Raw genomic sequence first — 19580 nt, forward strand, 5'->3', positions numbered from 1 at the left:
AATGAAAAACGCCTCCTTTCATATCCGCTATTAAATGTATGAAAAAAGGAGGCTGATCATGTTTATTTTTCGGCGGTAATTTGTTTTTCCGTGGTTATTTCTGCGAAGAGAACATTCTCCATCATGGTCAAAGCGAAATCATTGTCTTCGTCGTTATTGGAAGCGGTGCAGTCCTTTGGAATGGTAATGCTGTATTCTCTCATATAGGCGTCGTTGGCCGTGAAAAGCACACAAATGTTCCCGGCAATCCCCGTGATAATTAATCGGTTCACTTGTAATTCGGTCAGAAGGGTGTGAAGCGCCGTTTCGTAAAAAGCGGAATGCTTCGGTTTAATGAGAAAATAATCATCCGGCTGAGGCGAAATATCTTTTATAATGGGGGCGCTTCTGTCGTTGCTGCATTCCTCCCTGATGGCATCAATATCAGCCTTCCAGAGTCCGTAATGATCATTAATATAAATAATCGGCCAGTTGCTTTGTTTTGCATGCTTCTTTAATGATAAAATACGGGGGACAATTTGTTTGGTTTTTTCAGCAAGACGTTCGCCCATATCAAATTGAAAATTGTTGATCATATCGACAATCAGAAGGGCTGTGTTGTTAGGTTCAGACAATACCGGCAACTCCTTTCTGCTGGGGTATTCCTATTTTAACCTTTATGAGACATGAAAAAACTTAAGAAGAGAGCTTGAACCTATGAATGATGAATATTATATGAGAGAAGCCATAAAAGAAGCGAAGAAAGCCGAAGCGAAAGGTGAAGTGCCGATCGGAGCAGTTCTTGTTCTGCATGATGAGATCGTGGCGCGGGCGCATAATCTGCGGGAGACTGAACAGAGGTCGCTTGCCCACGCCGAAATGCTGGCGATAGACGAAGCGTGCCGTAAGCTGGGGACATGGAGACTTGAGGATGCCGTTCTTTATGTCACTTTGGAGCCGTGTCCGATGTGCGCGGGAGCCGTCGTGCTTTCGAGAGTCGATAAGGTCGTATTCGGCGCATTTGATCCCAAGGGGGGCTGTACAGGAACGCTGATGAACCTCTTGCAGGAAGAGCGGTTCAACCACCAAGCGGAAGTGGTGAGCGGAGTGCTCGGAGAAGAGTGCGGAGAAATGCTCAGCGCTTTTTTCAGAAAGCTGCGCCGGCAAAAGAAAGACATGAGGAAAAAGTTGTCTGAGTAGTACGGTTGCATTTTCTGCCTGAAGCAGATATACTTATGTGTGCATCATGAATGGTGCGCATATCAAAATTTGATATTTATTTTGCCGTGCTAAGCGGGGAGGTAGCGGTGCCCTGTACCCGCAATCCGCTCTAGCGGGGCCGAATCCCTTCTCGAGGTTCGTTTACTGTAAGGTCTGCCTTAAGTAAGTGGCGTTGACGTCTGGGTCCTGCGCAATGGGAATTCATGAACCATGTCAGGTCCGGAAGGAAGCAGCATTAAGTGAAACCTCTCATGTGCCGCAGGGTTGCCTGGGCTGAGCTAACTGCTTAAGTAACGCTTAGGGTAGCGAATCGACAGAAGGTGCACGGTAAATCAATCATCAAATTTCAGACTCACCTGTTTATGGCAGGTGAGTTTTTTCGTATATGAAAAACGGGTTTTGGCGTTAAAAGCACGTTCATGTATAATAAACATGATGAATAACAGAGGAGGGCGCATCCTGTGGGTTACCAAGCTTTATATCGAGTATTTAGGCCTCAGCAGTTTGAAGATGTGGTCGGACAGGAACACATTACGAAAACGCTGCAAAATGCCCTTTTGCAAAAGAAATTTTCTCATGCATATCTGTTTTCTGGACCGCGGGGAACGGGAAAAACCAGTGCAGCTAAAATATTTGCGAAAGCAGTCAACTGTGAGCAGGCCCCCGTAGAAGAACCGTGCAATGAATGTGCGGCGTGCAAGGGGATCACAAACGGCTCTATATCAGATGTGATTGAAATAGATGCGGCGTCGAATAACGGCGTAGACGAAATCCGCGACATCCGTGACAAAGTAAAATTCGCCCCGTCGGCCGTCACCTACAAAGTATATATTATAGATGAGGTGCATATGCTCTCTATCGGCGCATTCAATGCGCTTCTGAAAACGCTGGAAGAACCGCCGGCACATTGCATTTTCATATTAGCTACGACTGAGCCTCATAAGATTCCTTTAACCATTATCTCCAGATGTCAGCGTTTTGACTTCAAACGGATTACATCCAAAGCAATTGTCGGACGAATGAAGACAATCGTCGATGCAGAGCAGCTGAAGGTGGAAGAAGGAGCCCTTGATATCATAGCGAGTGCTGCGGACGGAGGAATGAGGGACGCGCTGAGCCTGCTCGATCAAGCCGTATCATTCAGCGGCGAGGAGCTGTCGGTGGATGACGCATTGCTCATTACCGGAGCCGTTTCTCAGCACTATATTGGAAAACTGGCATCTGCTCTTCACCACAAACAGGTTTCCGAGGCATTGGAAACACTGAATGAATTGCTCCAGCAGGGGAAAGATGCGGCCAAACTGATTGAAGATATGATTTTCTATTTCAGGGATATGCTCTTGTACCAGGCCGCTCCCGGTTTAGAAGGAGTCCTGGAGAAGGTGAAGGTCGATGAAACGTTTCGGAATCTGAGCGGTGACATACCGGCTCCTGCTTTATATGAGATGATTGATATCCTGAATAAAAGCCATCAGGAAATGAAGTGGACGAACCACCCAAGAATCTTTTTTGAAGTGGCTGTCGTGAAAATATGCCAGACGGCACAGCAATCCGCCGGAGACATCCCTGAGGTCGGCATGCTGATGAATAAGATCCAGCAGCTTGAGCAGGAAGTAGAAAGGCTGAAAACCTCCGGTGTGAAGGTTCAGATGGAAAGCGCTCCGAAAGAAGCTCCGCGTCCTCAAAAAGGCGGAAAAAGCCATTATAAAGCCCCGGTCGGAAGAATTCATGAGATATTGAAGGAAGCCACAAGACCTGATCTTGAACAGCTTAAAAGCAGCTGGGGCAAGCTGCTGGCACACCTGAAACAGCAGAATAAGGTGTCTCATGCGGCTCTTTTGAATGACAGTGAACCGGTAGCTGCAGCTCAAAAGGCATTTGTGCTTAAATTTAAATACGAAATCCATTGTAAAATGGTTGCAGAAGACAATAACGGAGTCCGTACGAATCTTGAACAGATTCTCGAATCAATGCTCGGGAAAAGAATGGATTTGATTGGCGTTCCGGAAGCACAATGGGGTAAAATAAGAGAAGAATTTTTAAATGATCACCAGCAGGAAAGTGAAGGATCAAACGAACCGGCTGAAGAAGATCCGCTGATTGCAGAGGCGAAAAAACTTGTCGGAGCGGATTTAATCGAAATAAAAGACTAATAAGATGAAAGAGAGTGATTGAATATGCGTGGCGGAATGGGAAACATGCAAAAAATGATGAAACAAATGCAAAAAATGCAAAAGGATATGGCGAAGGCTCAGGAGGAGCTTGCTGAAAAAGTGCTTGAAGGCACAGCGGGCGGCGGTATGGTGACTGTAAAAGTCAACGGCCAAAAAGAAGTTGTAGACGTTGCCATTAAAGAAGAAGTCGTTGATCCGGAAGATATCGAAATGCTTCAGGACCTGGTTCTTGCTGCGACAAACGACGCCCTCAAAAAAGTGGATGACATGACGAATGAGACAATGGGACAATTTACAAAAGGAATGAACATACCGGGTTTATTCTAGGGGGATAAATAAACATGCAGTATCCTGAACCAATATCAAAGCTGATTGACAGCTTTATGAAATTGCCAGGGATCGGACCGAAAACAGCGGTTCGTCTGGCTTTTTTTGTTCTAGGTATGAAAGAAGACACAGTATTGGATTTTGCTAAGGCGCTTGTCAATGCGAAGCGGAATCTGACATATTGCTCGATTTGCGGACATATAACAGATCAGGACCCTTGTTATATATGTGAGGACACAAGAAGGGATAAGTCTGTTATTTGTGTCGTGCAGGACCCTAAGGATGTGATCGCAATGGAGAAAATGAAGGAATATAACGGCCAGTATCATGTTCTTCACGGCGCGATTTCACCAATGGACGGCATCGGCCCGGAGGATATTAAGATTCCGGAGCTGCTGAAACGTCTTCAGGATGATCAAGTGACAGAAGTTATTCTCGCAACCAACCCTAATATTGAAGGGGAAGCAACAGCGATGTATATATCAAGGCTGTTAAAGCCCTCAGGCATCAAGCTCTCCCGTATTGCCCACGGTCTGCCCGTCGGCGGTGATTTGGAATATGCTGATGAGGTCACTCTTTCAAAAGCTCTTGAAGGAAGACGTGAATTGTAAGGGAGGAAAAGGCAAGGCATGGGTTTTCTTCGCAGAAATACATTAAGAAAAGAGTTTGATGAGAAGCTGATAGAACAGCTCTTTAAACAAAAAGAAGAATGGAACAGACAGAAGAGTCTGGTCGAGAAAAGTCTCGAGCCCTCCGCTGAGGTGTTGTTTGAGCTGAAAGTCGCTGAATCTAAGTACTTTTTTTATTTGAAAGAAGCGAAGCAGCGGAATTTGAAAATGAGCAGATGGAAGTAAGAGGTCTATTCTCCGGGATCTTCTCATAAGCTTGTACTAAACAAGCGAGGGGGAAGATTCATGGAGCCTTTTTTCATTATCGGTTTGATTGTCGGTCTGGTTGCTTTGCTTTTTTTATGGGGAGTATCTTCAAAACCGCTAAGATGGATTGGTGTGACTGCGATTAAGTTTATTGCCGGTGCGATTCTGCTGGTGGGTGTGAATTTGTTCGGGGGCAGTCTCGGTATTCATATCCCTGTTAACCTGATTACAACGGGCATCAGCGGGATTCTGGGGATTCCCGGCATCGCGGCTTTGATAGTCATTAAACGCTTCATCATTTAATTTGTCGATTATTGTTGACATATTGGATCAAGGGTGGTATTCTAATATACGTCGCTGATGACGAAATGAATTCTCATAAAAGAAATTTTAAAAAGTTATTGACGGCATTGAAGTTGATATGTTACAATAATTAAGTCGTTTCGAGAGGAGCAACAAAGTTCTTTGAAAACTAAACAAGACAAAACGTACCTGTTAATTCAAAGTTTTAAATAAATCGCACAGCGATGTGCGTAGTCAGTCAAACTACTTTATCGGAGAGTTTGATCCTGGCTCAGGACGAACGCTGGCGGCGTGCCTAATACATGCAAGTCGAGCGGACAGATGGGAGCTTGCTCCCTGATGTTAGCGGCGGACGGGTGAGTAACACGTGGGTAACCTGCCTGTAAGACTGGGATAACTCCGGGAAACCGGGGCTAATACCGGATGCTTGTTTGAACCGCATGGTTCAGACATAAAAGGTGGCTTCGGCTACCACTTACAGATGGACCCGCGGCGCATTAGCTAGTTGGTGAGGTAACGGCTCACCAAGGCAACGATGCGTAGCCGACCTGAGAGGGTGATCGGCCACACTGGGACTGAGACACGGCCCAGACTCCTACGGGAGGCACAGTAGGGAATCTTCCGCAATGGACGAAAGTCTGACGGAGCAACGCCGCGTGAGTGATGAAGGTTTTCGGATCGTAAAGCTCTGTTGTTAGGGAAGAACAAGTGCCGTTCAAATAGGGCGGCACCTTGACGGTACCTAACCAGAAAGCCACGGCTAACTACGTGCCAGCAGCCGCGGTAATACGTAGGTGGCAAGCGTTGTCCGGAATTATTGGGCGTAAAGGGCTCGCAGGCGGTTTCTTAAGTCTGATGTGAAAGCCCCGGCTCAACCGGGGAGGGTCATTGGAAACTGGGGAACTTGAGTGCAGAAGAGGAGAGTGGAATTCCACGTGTAGCGGTGAAATGCGTAGAGATGTGGAGGAACACCAGTGGCGAAGGCGACTCTCTGGTCTGTAACTGACGCTGAGGAGCGAAAGCGTGGGGAGCGAACAGGATTAGATACCCTGGTAGTCCACGCCGTAAACGATGAGTGCTAAGTGTTAGGGGTTTCCGCCCCTTAGTGTCGCGGCTAACGCATTAAGCACTCCGCCTGGGGAGTACGGTCGCAAGACTGAAACTCAAAGGAATTGACGGGGGCCCGCACAAGCGGTGGAGCATGTGGTTTAATTCGAAGCAACGCGAAGAACCTTACCAGGTCTTGACATCCTCTGACAATCCTAGAGATAGGACGTCCCCTTCGGGGGCAGAGTGACAGGTGGTGCATGGTTGTCGTCAGCTCGTGTCGTGAGATGTTGGGTTAAGTCCCGCAACGAGCGCAACCCTTGATCTTAGTTGCCAGCATTCAGTTGGGCACTCTAAGGTGACTGCCGGTGACAAACCGGAGGAAGGTGGGGATGACGTCAAATCATCATGCCCCTTATGACCTGGGCTACACACGTGCTACAATGGACAGAACAAAGGGCAGCGAAACCGCGAGGTTAAGCCAATCCCACAAATCTGTTCTCAGTTCGGATCGCAGTCTGCAACTCGACTGCGTGAAGCTGGAATCGCTAGTAATCGCGGATCAGCATGCCGCGGTGAATACGTTCCCGGGCCTTGTACACACCGCCCGTCACACCACGAGAGTTTGTAACACCCGAAGTCGGTGAGGTAACCTTTTAGGAGCCAGCCGCCGAAGGTGGGACAGATGATTGGGGTGAAGTCGTAACAAGGTAGCCGTATCGGAAGGTGCGGCTGGATCACCTCCTTTCTAAGGATTTTAACGGAATATAAGACCTTGGGTCTTATAAACAGAACGTTCCCTGTCTTGTTTAGTTTTGAAGGAACTTTGATTCTTTCATATGGTAGATGGGCCTGTAGCTCAGCTGGTTAGAGCGCACGCCTGATAAGCGTGAGGTCGGTGGTTCGAGTCCACTCAGGCCCACCATCTTTACCCAATATGGGGCCTTAGCTCAGCTGGGAGAGCGCCTGCTTTGCACGCAGGAGGTCAGCGGTTCGATCCCGCTAGGCTCCACCAACGTGTTCTTTGAAAACTAGATAACAGAAGTAATTCACATTCAATTAGTAATGCAAGATATCACGTAGTGATTCTTTTTAACGGTTAAGTTAGAAAGGGCGCACGGTGGATGCCTTGGCACTAGGAGCCGATGAAGGACGGGACGAACACCGATATGCTTCGGGGAGCTGTAAGCAAGCTTTGATCCGGAGATTTCCGAATGGGGAAACCCACCACTCGTAATGGAGTGGTATCCATATCTGAATACATAGGATATGAGAAGGCAGACCCGGGGAACTGAAACATCTAAGTACCCGGAGGAAGAGAAAGCAAATGCGATTCCCTGAGTAGCGGCGAGCGAAACGGGACCAGCCCAAACCAAGAGGCTTGCCTCTTGGGGTTGTAGGACACTCTGTACGGAGTTACAAAGGAACGAGGTAGATGAAGAGGTCTGGAAAGGCCCGCCATAGGAGGTAACAGCCCTGTAGTCAAAACTTCGTTCTCTCCTGAGTGGATCCTGAGTACGGCGGAACACGTGAAATTCCGTCGGAATCCGGGAGGACCATCTCCCAAGGCTAAATACTCCCTAGTGACCGATAGTGAACCAGTACCGTGAGGGAAAGGTGAAAAGCACCCCGGAAGGGGAGTGAAAGAGATCCTGAAACCGTGTGCCTACAAGTAGTCAGAGCCCGTTAACGGGTGATGGCGTGCCTTTTGTAGAATGAACCGGCGAGTTACGATCCCGTGCAAGGTTAAGCAGAAGATGCGGAGCCGCGCGAAAGCGAGTCTGAATAGGGCGAATTGAGTACGTGGTCGTAGACCCGAAACCAGGTGATCTACCCATGTCCAGGGTGAAGTTCAGGTAACACTGAATGGAGGCCCGAACCCACGCACGTTGAAAAGTGCGGGGATGAGGTGTGGGTAGGGGTGAAATGCCAATCGAACCTGGAGATAGCTGGTTCTCTCCGAAATAGCTTTAGGGCTAGCCTCAAGGTAAGAGTCTCGGAGGTAGAGCACTGATTGGACTAGGGGCCCCTACCGGGTTACCGAATTCAGTCAAACTCCGAATGCCGATGACTTATCCTTGGGAGTCAGACTGCGAGTGATAAGATCCGTAGTCGAAAGGGAAACAGCCCAGACCGCCAGCTAAGGTCCCAAAGTATACGTTAAGTGGAAAAGGATGTGGAGTTGCTTAGACAACCAGGATGTTGGCTTAGAAGCAGCCACCATTTAAAGAGTGCGTAATAGCTCACTGGTCGAGTGACTCTGCGCCGAAAATGTACCGGGGCTAAACGTATCACCGAAGCTGCGGACTGTTCTTCGAACAGTGGTAGGAGAGCGTTCTAAGGGCTGTGAAGCAAGACCGGAAGGACTTGTGGAGCGCTTAGAAGTGAGAATGCCGGTATGAGTAGCGAAAGAGGGGTGAGAATCCCCTCCACCGAATGCCTAAGGTTTCCTGAGGAAGGCTCGTCCGCTCAGGGTTAGTCGGGACCTAAGCCGAGGCCGAAAGGCGTAGGCGATGGATAACAGGTTGATATTCCTGTACCACCTCCTCACCATTTGAGCAATGGGGGGACGCAGGAGGATAGGGTAAGCGCGGTATTGGATATCCGCGTCCAAGCAGTTAGGCTGGGAAATAGGCAAATCCGTTTCCCGTGAAGGCTGAGCTGTGATGGCGAGCGAATTATAGTAGCGAAGTTCCTGATTCCACACTGCCAAGAAAAGCCTCTAGCGAGGTGAGAGGTGCCCGTACCGCAAACCGACACAGGTAGGCGAGGAGAGAATCCTAAGGTGATCGAGAGAACTCTCGTTAAGGAACTCGGCAAAATGACCCCGTAACTTCGGGAGAAGGGGTGCTCTGTTAGGGTGCAAGCCCGAGAGAGCCGCAGTGAATAGGCCCAGGCGACTGTTTAGCAAAAACACAGGTCTCTGCGAAGCCGTAAGGCGAAGTATAGGGGCTGACGCCTGCCCGGTGCTGGAAGGTTAAGAGGAGCGCTTAGCGTAAGCGAAGGTGCGAATTGAAGCCCCAGTAAACGGCGGCCGTAACTATAACGGTCCTAAGGTAGCGAAATTCCTTGTCGGGTAAGTTCCGACCCGCACGAAAGGCGCAACGATCTGGGCACTGTCTCAACGAGAGACTCGGTGAAATTATAGTACCTGTGAAGATGCAGGTTACCCGCGACAGGACGGAAAGACCCCGTGGAGCTTTACTGCAGCCTGATATTGAATGTTGGTACAGCTTGTACAGGATAGGTAGGAGCCTTGGAAACCGGAGCGCCAGCTTCGGTGGAGGCATCGGTGGGATACTACCCTGGCTGTATTGACCTTCTAACCCGCCGCCCTTATCGGGCGGGGAGACAGTGTCAGGTGGGCAGTTTGACTGGGGCGGTCGCCTCCTAAAAGGTAACGGAGGCGCCCAAAGGTTCCCTCAGAATGGTTGGAAATCATTCGCAGAGTGTAAAGGCACAAGGGAGCTTGACTGCGAGACCTACAAGTCGAGCAGGGACGAAAGTCGGGCTTAGTGATCCGGTGGTTCCGCATGGAAGGGCCATCGCTCAACGGATAAAAGCTACCCCGGGGATAACAGGCTTATCTCCCCAAGAGTCCACATCGACGGGGAGGTTTGGCACCTCGATGTCGGCTCATCGCATCCTGGGGCTGTAGTCGGTCCCAAGGGTTGGGCTGTTCGCCCATTAAAGCGGTACGCGAGCTGGGTTCAGAACGTCGTGAGACAGTTCGGTCCCTATCCGTCGCGGGCGCAGGAAATTTGAGAGGAGCTGTCCTTAGTACGAGAGGACCGGGATGGACGCACCGCTGGTGTACCAGTTGTTCTGCCAAGGGCATCGCTGGGTAGCTATGTGCGGACGGGATAAGTGCTGAAAGCATCTAAGCATGAAGCCCCCCTCAAGATGAGATTTCCCATTCCGCAAGGAAGTAAGATCCCTGAAAGATGATCAGGTTGATAGGTCTGAGGTGGAAGTGTGGCGACACATGGAGCTGACAGATACTAATCGATCGAGGACTTAACCAATTTGAATGTATGCTTACTGTTATCTAGTTTTGAGAGAACACTCTCAATGGTTTGGTGGCGATAGCGAAGAGGTCACACCCGTTCCCATGCCGAACACGGAAGTTAAGCTCTTCAGCGCCGATGGTAGTCGGGGGTTTCCCCCTGTGAGAGTAGGACGCCGCCAAGCTATCATTACGGTAAAGGCAGCTCATCATGAGCTGCCTTTTTTGTTTTTGAATAAAAACAAAACAAACACCGAAATACGGAAACGCCCATATACTAATTGCAAACTTCAAAAAGGTCCAAATTGTGTATACAATCAACAGCTTAAGGGAAGGCTATTCATACGGAGGTGGGCAAAATGAATGAAACGTCCGGCCATGAAGAAACATGTATTGTGTGTGAAACCAAAAAAAGCAGGGGAATCCATATTTATACGAAATTTATATGTTTAGAGTGTGAGAAGAAAGTAGTTTCCACTCCGACCTCTGATCCGAATTATGAATTTTTCGTTCGTAAACTGAAAAGCCTTCATACACCGACGTTATATTCTTAACCCTGAAAAGGGTCTTTTTTTTGCCTGAAATCAGAGGAGTTTTTACACTTTTTATAAAAGAACTGATACGATAAGAAGAGGAACTTGTTTAGACATGGAATGTAATAGATAATACTGATAAAAGTGAATAAATAGGAGTCGATCAAGTATGAAACCGTTTATTCAATATATGAAATGGACGCTTTGCGGCAGCACAGTTTTTGTATTAGCGGGGATAACCTTCTTTACGATAGGGCATCAGCCTTTTCTGTATTCGCTTTTATACGGGGCAGCCAGCGGAGCCGCAGTCAGTGCAGCCGGCCTGTGGAATGCGAAGCGTCTCTTTTTAAAAAAACACCGGCTGACAAGAAAAGAATATGCTTATATCAAGGAAAATCTTGAGGAAGCAAAGGGTAAAATCATCCGATTACGCAGGGCGCTTTTTCGCTCTAAAAGTATACAAATGCTGAAGCAGAATGCAGAGATACTGCGGATAACCCGACGAATATATCTGCTCACAAAGCAGGAGCCGAAGCGTTTTTATCAGGCAGAGCGTTTCTATTATCAAACGCTTGATTCTGTTGTGGAACTGACGGAAAAGTATGCTCTGCTCTCCTCACAGCCGCGGAAAAATAAAGATTTATCAATGTCCTTGAGTGAGACGAGGATGACTCTAGCAGAGCTTTCCAGAAGGCTGGAAGAGGATCTTCATGAACTGATGAAGGAGGACATCGACGACCTGCACTTTGAATTAGATATGGCAAAGCATTCACTGAGAAAATAAGAAAGGAAGAAGGAAATGGCCAAAGACCGTTCCGACGACAGCATGGGCGCCCAAAATGACCAGACTCATCTAAAGCTTGCAGATACGCTGCCGGAAGAAAAAAGAGAAGCGGCACTTCAGCTCGCTGAAAAACTGGACCCTGAGAACCTGCAAAGCATTGTTCTGTTTGGTTCACAGGCGCAGGCGAATCTTCTGGAATTTTCCCACACGATGATAGAGCAAGTGCAAAAAAAAGATGCAGGAGAGATGGGACAGATACTGACTGATTTGATGCTGAAGCTTGACCAGGTAAACCCTGATGATCTGCAGATGAAGAACAAAGGGTTTTTCGCCCGGCTGTTTAAAAGGGTATCCGGTTCTGTGCAGGAAGTGCTTTCGAAATATCAAAAGACAAGTGTGCAGATTGACCGTATCAGCAGAAGGCTGGATCATTCTAAAAATGTGCTGTTGAGTGACAATAAATTGTTAGATCAGCTGTACGCCCAAAATAAACAATACTTTTCTGATTTAAATATGTATATAGCAGCGGGGGAATTAAAATTAGATGAGCTGAAAACAAAGCTGATACCCGAAGCGGCAAGAAAAGCCGAATTACAAGAACACAATCAAATGGCCGCGCAGGAAGTGAATGATCTTCGCCAGTTTGCCGACCGTCTGGATAAGAGGGTGCATGATCTGCTGCTGAGCAGGCAGATTACGCTTCAGAGTGCGCCGCAAATCCGCCTGATTCAAAACACAAATCAGGCACTGGCAGAGAAAATTCAGTCCTCCATTGTTACGGCTATTCCTTTATGGAAGAATCAAGTCGCTATCGCGCTGACGCTTATGAGGCAGCGGAGTGCGGCAGATGTGCAGCAGAAGGCGGCGGATACGACAAATCAATTGCTGCTGAAAAACGCCGAACTTCTGAAAACAAGTACAGTCGAGACCGCCAAAGCTAATGAGCGCGGGCTTGTTGAGGCAGAGACCCTCAAAAAAGTGCAGGAAAGCTTAGTCAGCACACTTGAAGAAATCATGTCTATTCAAGAAGAAGGCAGGATGAAACGCAGGCGTGCCGAGGAGGAGCTTGTTATCATGGAAGGCGATTTAAAAAAGAAGCTGCGTGATATGGGGGCCGGCCGGGATAACGGCTAGATGGCAAAAAGTCTTAGCTTTAAGTTGGCTCGCAGGCACGATATAATAAGAAAGACAGGCAAAGGATTTGTTTAAAAATGGACACACCTTTATATACAGCGCTGATGAAGCATGCGCACCGAAATACGTATTCTTTTCATGTTCCGGGACATCACAATGGAGATGTCTTTTTTGATGAAGCCAAATCTGTATATCAATCTCTTTTATCTATTGATATGACTGAGATCACGGGTCTTGATGATTTGCATCACCCGACGGGGGTCATTAAGGAAGCGCAGGATTTGGTGAGCAGATTTTACGGCTCTCAGGAAAGCTTCTTTCTCGTCAATGGAACGACCGCCGGCAATCTGGCGATGATTTTAGCTGTTTGTGAACCGGGTGAACCCATTCTGATCCAGCGTAATTGTCACAAGTCTGTTTTCCATGCGGCGGCATTGGCCGGAGCCAAGCCGGTTTATTTGTCGCCGGAAATCGATGAAAACATGCATGTGCCGGCACATGTATCCCTTTCAGTCATCGAAAACGCGCTGGCGTCATATCCGAACGCGAAAGGACTTGTTCTGACCAATCCGACTTACTACGGACACGCCGCCGATTTGACTGCGGCAGTTAAAAAAGCCCATTCATACGGCGTTCCTGTACTGGTGGATGAGGCTCATGGGGCTCACTTTGTGTTAGGCCAGCCTTTCCCGCCTTCATCATTGGCTATGGGGGCGGATGCTGTTGTTCAATCGGCTCACAAAACGCTTCCGGCTATGACGATGGGGTCTTACTTTCATTTGAACAGCACCAGAATTGACAGAGATCGATTAACTTATTATGTAAGCAGTTTGCAAAGCAGCAGCCCGTCATACCCGATTATGGCATCTTTAGATACGGCGCGCGCTTATGTGCAGGATATTGCTGAAAAAGGGACACTTCCCGTTCATATGGAGCACATTGAGAAAATCAAAGGAAGGTTCGCATCAATTTCTTCTATTGAAATAATCGAGCCTTCCGGGTATGGGCTGCGGGCGGACCCGTTAAAATTAATTCTTCGGTCAAAACTCGGACATTCCGGCTATTCATTACAACGCATTTTGGAGAGTGAAGACATTGTTGCCGAGCTGGCTGACGAGTACCAAGTATTGCTCGTACTGCCGATAGGCGGCCGGCGGATGATAGAACAGGCAACCGTAAGAAACATACAGCAGAAACTGGAGAATACACCGCCCGATAAATTGCCGGATGCCGTGAAATGGACATTTCCGTCCATTTCGACACTTGAATATCCGCAAAATGAGATGCGGAAGTTTACAAAAGAGCCTGCAGATATAAATAAGGCGGCCGGGCGCTTGCATGCGGGGAACATTATTCCTTATCCGCCGGGAATTCCGCTGATCATGGACGGAGAACGGATAACAGAAGAGATCGTACAAAAGCTTTCCCGTTTAATCGGCATGGACGCGCATATTCAAGGCTTATTAAACGGGGAACAATTACTTGTCTATATAGAAGAGGAGAAATCATGAGCGGTTTATTTATAACATTTGAAGGTCCTGAAGGTGCAGGGAAAACGACTGTGCTTCAGGAAATGAAAGAGATTCTGTCGGCAGAGGGGCTCCCGGTGACAGCGACAAGAGAACCGGGCGGCATCGATATTGCGGAACAGATCAGAGAAGTGATCTTAAATAAAAACAATACACTGATGGATGCAAAAACGGAGGCACTGCTTTACGCTGCGGCGAGAAGACAGCATTTAGCCGAAAAGGTGCAGCCTGCATTGAAAGAAGGGCGCATTGTGCTGTGCGATCGTTTCATCGACAGTTCGCTGGCTTATCAAGGCTATGCGAGAGGGCTCGGCATTGATGAAGTTCTTTCTATCAACCAGTTTGCAATCGGCGATACGATGCCTGATGTCACCATCTATTTTTCTATTGAGCCGGAAGAAGGGTTGAAACGGATTACGTCGAATGATTCAAGAGAAAAGAATCGTCTCGATCTTGAGGCCCTGCACTTTCACACGAAAGTACGGGAAGGATACCAAAAGGTAATGCAGCGTTTTCCGGAAAGATTCCATACAATAGACGCATCGAAAAAGAAGGAACTCGTCATTCAGGACGCACTTCAAGTGATAAATGAAGCATTAAAAAAAATTCAGTTGTGACCTGTTTCTCATAAGTTGCTATAATGAATGTAACGACAATGTTCTTTCCAACCTAAAGGGGGCCTAGAGAATGAAACTAATAGTGGCAGTGGTGCAGGATCAGGACAGCAACAGGCTTTTGAAAGTATTAACCGACCACAACTTCAGGGTGACGAAACTTGCGACAACAGGCGGATTCCTTAAATCAGGCAATACGACGTTTATGATCGGGGTGGAAGATATCCGTGTCGATAAAGCGCTCAGCCTCATTAAAGAGAATGGCTGTAAACGTGATCAGATGATTGCCCCGGTATCCCCGATGGGCGGGAATGCGGATTCCTACGTTCCATATCCCGTCGAAGTGGAAGTCGGCGGAGCGACGGTCTTTGTCCTCCCGGTCGATGAATTTCATCAATTTTAAGGATTTGACGACGTGAAAATAAATTCTGACTTACGTACATTTATTGAGAAAAAGCAGCAGCCTGCTTATAAAGCAGCAGAGCTTTCCGGAACGTTTAAAAGTTCAATGGACAGCCAAAGCAGCAAGCTGAAATTTGATCAGCTGAGCAGGTTCTTAACGGATATAGAAACGTTCGGGAAAAGGCTGACGAAGTCGAGAAACTTCAAAGACTTAGCGAAATTCAAAGGATTGGTAAAACGTTTTGTAAAAGAGGCCGTAGACAGCGGATTATCGCATGAGACGGAGAAAAGCTTTGACCTGTACGGCAGCAGCCGGACTCTGGGGCTTGTGAAAGAAATAGATGAAAAACTGCTTCAGCTGACGGAAGAAATGTTAGATCAGGAAAAACCGGCAATTGATTTGCTGGATCGAATCGGAGAAATAAAAGGTTTATTGATTAACCTTTACACATAGAGAGTGATACAATGGCAATATCATGGAAGGAAATGACCGGGCAGCAGCCCAGAGTGATGAGGCTTTTGCATAACAGCATTGAAAAGAAAAGGCTTTCTCACGCATATCTGTTTGAAGGCAAAAAAGGTACGGGCAAATTGGATGCCGCACTGCTTCTCGCAAAAAGCTTTTTTTGCCTTGAAGACGGGACTGAGCCTTGCGGGGAATGCCGGAACTGTAAGCGTATCGAATCCGGAAACCATCCCGACCTGCATGTGGTTCAGCCCGACGGATTATCCATTAAAAAGGCTCAGATCCAATCTCTTCAGGAAGAGTTTTCTAAAACAGGACTGGAATCGCATAAAAAGCTGTACATTATATCCCATGCGGATCAAATGACGACAAATGCAGCAAACAGTCTGCTGAAATTTTTAGAGGAGCCGAGTCAAGACACCATCGCAATTCTTATTACTGAGCAGCTCCACCGAATACTGGATACCATCGTTTCGAGATGTCAGGTTCTTCCGTTCCAGCCGCTTCAGCCGAAAGCCATAGAAGAAAGACTGATTGAACAGGAAGTGAGCCCTCACATGGCCCGGCTCTTAGCAAATATGACAAATAATATTGCGGAAGCAGTCGAATTAAGTCGAAATGATGAGTTTGCAGAGTCCAGAGCGAAAGTGATAAAATTGTATGAAGTCTTACATCAGCGGAAAGGACATGCCTTTTTCTTCATTCAGGATCAGTGGGTGCCCTTTTTCAAAGAAAAAACCCATCAAGAAATGGGTCTTGATATGCTCTTATTGATATACCGTGATGTATTATCCATCCAAATTGGAAATGAAGATAAACTGATTTATCAAGACTTATTCCAATCAATAAAACAGCATGCGCTGCAATTTACACAACAAAGCGTTACGAACCAAATTCTCGCTGTTTTAGAAGCAAAAAAACGGCTTCATTCCAATGTGAATGTGCAGGGATTAATGGAGCACTTGGTGTTAACGTTGCAGGAGGGATAAGCTTGTACAACGTAATAGGCGTCCGCTTTAAAAAAGCGGGAAAAATTTATTATTTTGATCCGAATGGATTTGATATAGAACAAGACAGCTGCGTCATTGTTGAAACCGTAAGAGGTGTCGAATACGGGCAGGTTGTCATCGCAAATAAACAAGTGGACGAGCATGATGTTGTGCTTCCGCTTCGAAAGGTCATACGCGTTGCTGATGAACGCGATCTTCTCATTGTAGAAGAAAACAAACAGGAGGCCCTGTCCGCTTTTGAAGTCTGTCAGAAAAAAGTGGCTGACCACGGCTTAGATATGAAGCTGGTTGATGTTGAGTTTACATTTGACCGCAATAAAGTCATTTTTTACTTTACAGCAGACGGACGGGTTGATTTCAGGGAATTGGTCAAAGACTTGGCTTCTATCTTTAAAACGAGAATCGAATTGCGCCAAATCGGGGTGAGGGACGAGGCGAAAATGCTCGGCGGTATCGGACCATGCGGGAGAATGCTTTGCTGCTCCACGTTCCTCGGTGATTTTGAACCGGTGTCCATCAAAATGGCGAAGGATCAAAATTTATCGTTGAACCCAACGAAGATTTCCGGTCTGTGCGGCCGTTTGATGTGCTGTTTGAAGTACGAAAATGATGAGTATGAGACGGCGAAAGAACAGCTGCCGGATTTAGGCGAAATGATTACGACGGCAAACGGCCCCGCAAAGGTTGTCGGTCTTAATATTCTGGAACGGGTGCTTCAGGTGGAACTGAAGAATCGTGAAAAAGTGATAGAATATACTTGGGAAGAGCTCTTGGAAGAGGGCGTCGTATCCGCACAAACCACAGATTAACGAGGTGTGGAACCTTGGATAAAAAAGAGTTATTTGATACTGTCATAAACCTGGAGGAACAAATCGGTTCGCTGTACCGTCAGCTGGGTGACTTAAAGCAGCATATCGGCGAAATGATTGAAGAGAATCACCATCTTCAGCTTGAAAATAAGCATTTGCGTAAGCGGCTTGATGACACGACAGAGCAAATTGAGAAATTCAAAGCCGATCAGAAAGAAACAAAAACACAGAAGGCAGAGCAGAGTGATATAGGAGAAGGGTACGACAATCTGGCCCGGCTGTATCAAGAAGGCTTTCATATTTGCAACGTCCATTATGGGAGCGTCCGCAAGGGAGATTGCCTTTTTTGTCTGTCCTTCTTAAATAAAAAATAAGGAAAAGGCTTCCGCTGATGTCGGAAGCCTTTTTCAAAGAGTGCCGAAAGGAATAAGATTATGGTTTCATTACGTGATGATGAAAGATTGGATTACTTATTAGCAGAGGATATGAAAATAGTACAGAGTCCGACGGTTTTCGCTTTTTCATTAGATGCCGTGCTGCTGTCTAAGTTTGCATACGTTCCGATTCAAAAGGGGAACATCGTTGATTTATGCACGGGGAACGGCATTGTGCCGCTTTTGCTCAGCACAAGGTCAAAAGCCGATATCACCGGCGTTGAAATTCAGGAACGCTTGTATGATATGGCGCTCCGAAGCGTGGAATACAACGGGCTGGACGGTCAGATCAGTCTCATTCATGATGATCTGAAAAATATGCCGGAAAGACTCGGACATAATAAATATGATGTTGTCACCTGCAATCCGCCTTATTTTAAAACACCGAAAGAAGCGGAGCAGAACCTGAACGAGCATCTCAGAATCGCAAGGCACGAAATCCTTTGCACGCTTGAAGATGTGATTTCCGTCAGCAGCAAACTGCTGAAGCAAGGCGGAAAAGCGGCTCTCGTTCATCGGCCGGGGAGGCTTTTGGAAATCTTTGAATTAATGAAAGCGTACCGAATAGAACCGAAACGGGTTCAGTTTATTTATCCGAAACAAGGTAAAGAAGCGAATACCATTTTGGTTGAAGGAATTAAAGGCGGCCGCCCTGATCTCAAAATTCTTCCCCCGCTGTTCGTATACAATGAACAAAATGAATATACGAAAGAGATCCGAACGATTTTATATGGAGACAAATAGTCATTTCTTTTATGTGCTGCTGTGCAATGACAACAGTCTGTATGCCGGTTATACAAATGATCTGCAAAAACGGCTGAAAACCCACAATGAGGGAAAGGGCGCGAAGTACACAAGGGCGCGGAGGCCGGTTTCGTTATGCCATGCGGAATCATTTGAAACAAAACGGGAAGCGATGCAGGCGGAATACCGTTTTAAACAGCTGACCCGAAAGAAAAAAGAGCAATATATAGAAGAAAAACGACGCAGCAAGGAGGCTGTATATGTTAAGACGCCAGATGAGTTTTAACGGAAAATCTGAAATGGGAACTCTGTACCTTGTTCCTACACCGATCGGCAATTTGGAGGACATGACCTTTCGTGCAGTAGAGACGCTGAAATCGGCCGATGTCATAGCTGCCGAAGATACGAGACAGACGAAAAAGCTGTGCCATGTTTATGCCATAGAAACATCTCTCATCAGCTATCATGAACATAATAAAGAAAGCAGCGGCCATAAAATCATTGAATGGCTGAAAAGCGGAAAGAATGTGGCATTGGTCAGTGATGCCGGCATGCCGACAATTTCCGACCCGGGGGCTGAGATTGTGAGAGATTTCACCCAAATCGGCGGATATGTCGTTCCGCTTCCGGGTGCAAATGCGGCATTAACCGCGCTGACCGCATCAGGCATCACCCCGCAGCCGTTTTTCTTCTACGGATTTTTAAACAGACAGAAAAAAGAAAAGAAGAAAGAACTCGAAATCCTGAAAAAACGGCAGGAAACGATGATATTTTATGAAGCGCCGCACAGATTAAAAGAAACATTAACAGCAATGCATGACGTTTTGGGTAATCGAACCATCGCCGTCACGAGAGAATTAACGAAAAAGTACGAGGAATTCATCAGAGGAACCATCGCCGAGGTGATTGAATGGGCAAATGAAGATCAAATCCGCGGTGAGTTCTGTCTCGTTGTCGAAGGAAATCAAACCGCTGAACCGGATGAAGAGGAAAAGCCTTGGTGGACGGAGCTTTCTGAGAAAGAACATGTGGAGCATTACATAAATGAAGGATCTTCTTCCAAACAGGCCATAAAACAAACAGCGGTAGATCGGGACGTGCCGAAACGCGAGATTTATGACGCTTATCACATTCAATCATAAAAAAAACCGTTCTTGTGTCGTAACAAGAACGGTTTTTGTATGAAATA

The 19580-nt window shown here is 47.0% G+C and carries 20 protein-coding genes, 2 tRNA genes, 3 rRNA genes and 1 other RNA gene; 25 read left to right on the plus strand and 1 reads right to left on the minus strand.

From position 1 onward, the window contains the following. Positions 1–62: 62 nt before the first annotated feature. Positions 63–614 carry a cysteine hydrolase family protein gene (locus J6600_RS00120; protein ID WP_014416712.1) on the minus strand — a complete coding sequence of 184 codons (552 nt, stop codon included), beginning with the start codon at positions 612–614 and terminating at the stop codon, positions 63–65. Positions 615–696: 82 nt separating this feature from the next. Here J6600_RS00120 and tadA point away from each other — a divergent pair, with 82 nt between their 5' ends. From tadA to rsmI, 25 genes are all read left to right on the plus strand, one after another. Beyond that, positions 697–1179 carry a tRNA adenosine(34) deaminase TadA gene (gene tadA, locus J6600_RS00125; protein ID WP_007615141.1) on the plus strand — a complete coding sequence of 161 codons (483 nt, stop codon included), beginning with the start codon at positions 697–699 and terminating at the stop codon, positions 1177–1179. Between the two features lie 84 nt (positions 1180–1263). After that, positions 1264–1528, plus strand: an RNA gene (gene ffs, locus J6600_RS00130) — signal recognition particle sRNA large type. Positions 1529–1661: 133 nt separating this feature from the next. Next, positions 1662–3353: a DNA polymerase III subunit gamma/tau gene (gene dnaX / locus J6600_RS00135; RefSeq protein ID WP_209387808.1), complete on the plus strand. Its 1692-nt coding sequence runs from the start codon at positions 1662–1664 to the stop codon at positions 3351–3353. A gap of 24 nt (positions 3354–3377) precedes the next feature. After that, the gene (locus J6600_RS00140) at positions 3378–3701 is read left to right on the plus strand and encodes a YbaB/EbfC family nucleoid-associated protein (protein WP_003150700.1); all 324 of its coding nucleotides are present in this window, start codon (positions 3378–3380) and stop codon (positions 3699–3701) included. A 14-nt stretch (positions 3702–3715) separates the two neighbouring features. Continuing rightward, complete coding sequence (recR, locus tag J6600_RS00145; protein WP_003150697.1) at positions 3716–4312, plus strand: recombination protein RecR; 597 nt, start codon at positions 3716–3718, stop codon at positions 4310–4312. 18 nt (positions 4313–4330) lie between these two features. After that, positions 4331–4555, plus strand: coding sequence for a YaaL family protein (locus tag J6600_RS00150; RefSeq protein ID WP_007408755.1), 225 nt, complete (start codon positions 4331–4333; stop codon positions 4553–4555). A gap of 60 nt (positions 4556–4615) precedes the next feature. After that, positions 4616–4879: a pro-sigmaK processing inhibitor BofA family protein gene (locus J6600_RS00155; protein ID WP_003150686.1), complete on the plus strand. Its 264-nt coding sequence runs from the start codon at positions 4616–4618 to the stop codon at positions 4877–4879. 248 nt (positions 4880–5127) lie between these two features. Continuing rightward, a 16S ribosomal RNA gene (locus tag J6600_RS00160) occupies positions 5128–6674 on the plus strand. Between the two features lie 100 nt (positions 6675–6774). After that, positions 6775–6851: transfer RNA gene (locus J6600_RS00165), tRNA-Ile, on the plus strand. 14 nt (positions 6852–6865) lie between these two features. Continuing rightward, positions 6866–6941, plus strand: a tRNA-Ala gene (locus J6600_RS00170). A gap of 82 nt (positions 6942–7023) precedes the next feature. After that, a 23S ribosomal RNA gene (locus J6600_RS00175) occupies positions 7024–9951 on the plus strand. A 50-nt stretch (positions 9952–10001) separates the two neighbouring features. Continuing rightward, positions 10002–10117: ribosomal RNA gene (gene rrf, locus J6600_RS00180) — 5S ribosomal RNA — on the plus strand. The 16S, 23S and 5S rRNA genes sit together here with 2 tRNA genes alongside, the layout of an rRNA operon. A gap of 174 nt (positions 10118–10291) precedes the next feature. Beyond that, positions 10292–10486 (plus strand): sigma factor G inhibitor Gin, encoded by a 195-nt coding sequence (locus tag J6600_RS00185; RefSeq protein WP_004264749.1) that lies wholly within the window; start codon positions 10292–10294, stop codon positions 10484–10486. A 148-nt stretch (positions 10487–10634) separates the two neighbouring features. Further along, positions 10635–11249, plus strand: coding sequence for a 5-bromo-4-chloroindolyl phosphate hydrolysis family protein (locus tag J6600_RS00190; RefSeq protein WP_014416714.1), 615 nt, complete (start codon positions 10635–10637; stop codon positions 11247–11249). Between the two features lie 15 nt (positions 11250–11264). Next, positions 11265–12383: a toxic anion resistance protein gene (locus J6600_RS00195; protein ID WP_209387809.1), complete on the plus strand. Its 1119-nt coding sequence runs from the start codon at positions 11265–11267 to the stop codon at positions 12381–12383. Positions 12384–12460: 77 nt separating this feature from the next. After that, entirely contained in the window at positions 12461–13894 is a 1434-nt protein-coding gene (locus tag J6600_RS00200) for an aminotransferase class I/II-fold pyridoxal phosphate-dependent enzyme (RefSeq protein WP_209387810.1), read from the plus strand. Continuing rightward, complete coding sequence (gene tmk / locus J6600_RS00205) at positions 13891–14529, plus strand: dTMP kinase (protein WP_007615155.1); 639 nt, start codon at positions 13891–13893, stop codon at positions 14527–14529. The genes J6600_RS00200 and tmk overlap by 4 nt, the downstream gene beginning before the upstream one ends. 70 nt (positions 14530–14599) lie before the next feature. Then, complete coding sequence (darA, locus tag J6600_RS00210; protein ID WP_004264734.1) at positions 14600–14929, plus strand: cyclic di-AMP receptor DarA; 330 nt, start codon at positions 14600–14602, stop codon at positions 14927–14929. Positions 14930–14941: 12 nt separating this feature from the next. Then, complete coding sequence (locus tag J6600_RS00215) at positions 14942–15382, plus strand: YaaR family protein (RefSeq protein WP_004264730.1); 441 nt, start codon at positions 14942–14944, stop codon at positions 15380–15382. Between the two features lie 11 nt (positions 15383–15393). After that, complete coding sequence (holB, locus tag J6600_RS00220; RefSeq protein ID WP_007409919.1) at positions 15394–16383, plus strand: DNA polymerase III subunit delta'; 990 nt, start codon at positions 15394–15396, stop codon at positions 16381–16383. Between the two features lie 2 nt (positions 16384–16385). Then, positions 16386–17213: a competence/sporulation regulator complex protein RicT gene (gene ricT, locus J6600_RS00225; protein ID WP_004264723.1), complete on the plus strand. Its 828-nt coding sequence runs from the start codon at positions 16386–16388 to the stop codon at positions 17211–17213. 14 nt (positions 17214–17227) lie between these two features. Then, a complete protein-coding gene (yabA, locus tag J6600_RS00230) occupies positions 17228–17587 on the plus strand; it encodes a replication initiation-control protein YabA (RefSeq protein WP_004264720.1) in 360 nt (119 codons plus the stop codon). 60 nt (positions 17588–17647) lie between these two features. After that, the gene (locus tag J6600_RS00235; RefSeq protein WP_209387811.1) at positions 17648–18391 is read left to right on the plus strand and encodes a tRNA1(Val) (adenine(37)-N6)-methyltransferase; all 744 of its coding nucleotides are present in this window, start codon (positions 17648–17650) and stop codon (positions 18389–18391) included. Continuing rightward, positions 18378–18677, plus strand: a complete 300-nt coding sequence (locus J6600_RS00240; protein WP_007409921.1) for a GIY-YIG nuclease family protein — start codon at positions 18378–18380, stop codon at positions 18675–18677. Before J6600_RS00235 ends, J6600_RS00240 begins: the two co-directional genes overlap by 14 nt. After that, the gene (gene rsmI / locus J6600_RS00245) at positions 18652–19533 is read left to right on the plus strand and encodes a 16S rRNA (cytidine(1402)-2'-O)-methyltransferase (RefSeq protein ID WP_017419497.1); all 882 of its coding nucleotides are present in this window, start codon (positions 18652–18654) and stop codon (positions 19531–19533) included. The genes J6600_RS00240 and rsmI overlap by 26 nt, the downstream gene beginning before the upstream one ends. Positions 19534–19580: the final 47 nt, after the last annotated feature.

The sequence above is a fragment of the Bacillus sp. LJBV19 genome, assembly GCF_017797845.1.
Taxonomy (GTDB): domain Bacteria; phylum Bacillota; class Bacilli; order Bacillales; family Bacillaceae; genus Bacillus; species Bacillus velezensis.

What these genes read in the sequence shown, in the direction of transcription:
- tadA (WP_007615141.1), top strand. Translation starts at nt 697, where the DNA reads ATGAATGATGAATATTATATGAGAGAAGCCATAAAAGAAGCGAAGAAA.
- J6600_RS00140 (WP_003150700.1), top strand. Translation starts at nt 3,378, where the DNA reads ATGCGTGGCGGAATGGGAAACATGCAAAAAATGATGAAACAAATGCAA.
- recR (WP_003150697.1), top strand. Translation starts at nt 3,716, where the DNA reads ATGCAGTATCCTGAACCAATATCAAAGCTGATTGACAGCTTTATGAAA.
- J6600_RS00150 (WP_007408755.1), top strand. Translation starts at nt 4,331, where the DNA reads ATGGGTTTTCTTCGCAGAAATACATTAAGAAAAGAGTTTGATGAGAAG.
- J6600_RS00155 (WP_003150686.1), top strand. Translation starts at nt 4,616, where the DNA reads ATGGAGCCTTTTTTCATTATCGGTTTGATTGTCGGTCTGGTTGCTTTG.
- J6600_RS00185 (WP_004264749.1), top strand. Translation starts at nt 10,292, where the DNA reads ATGAATGAAACGTCCGGCCATGAAGAAACATGTATTGTGTGTGAAACC.
- J6600_RS00190 (WP_014416714.1), top strand. Translation starts at nt 10,635, where the DNA reads ATGAAACCGTTTATTCAATATATGAAATGGACGCTTTGCGGCAGCACA.
- J6600_RS00195 (WP_209387809.1), top strand. Translation starts at nt 11,265, where the DNA reads ATGGCCAAAGACCGTTCCGACGACAGCATGGGCGCCCAAAATGACCAG.
- J6600_RS00200 (WP_209387810.1), top strand. Translation starts at nt 12,461, where the DNA reads ATGGACACACCTTTATATACAGCGCTGATGAAGCATGCGCACCGAAAT.
- tmk (WP_007615155.1), top strand. Translation starts at nt 13,891, where the DNA reads ATGAGCGGTTTATTTATAACATTTGAAGGTCCTGAAGGTGCAGGGAAA.
- darA (WP_004264734.1), top strand. Translation starts at nt 14,600, where the DNA reads ATGAAACTAATAGTGGCAGTGGTGCAGGATCAGGACAGCAACAGGCTT.
- holB (WP_007409919.1), top strand. Translation starts at nt 15,394, where the DNA reads ATGGCAATATCATGGAAGGAAATGACCGGGCAGCAGCCCAGAGTGATG.
- J6600_RS00235 (WP_209387811.1), top strand. Translation starts at nt 17,648, where the DNA reads ATGGTTTCATTACGTGATGATGAAAGATTGGATTACTTATTAGCAGAG.
- J6600_RS00240 (WP_007409921.1), top strand. Translation starts at nt 18,378, where the DNA reads ATGGAGACAAATAGTCATTTCTTTTATGTGCTGCTGTGCAATGACAAC.
- rsmI (WP_017419497.1), top strand. Translation starts at nt 18,652, where the DNA reads ATGTTAAGACGCCAGATGAGTTTTAACGGAAAATCTGAAATGGGAACT.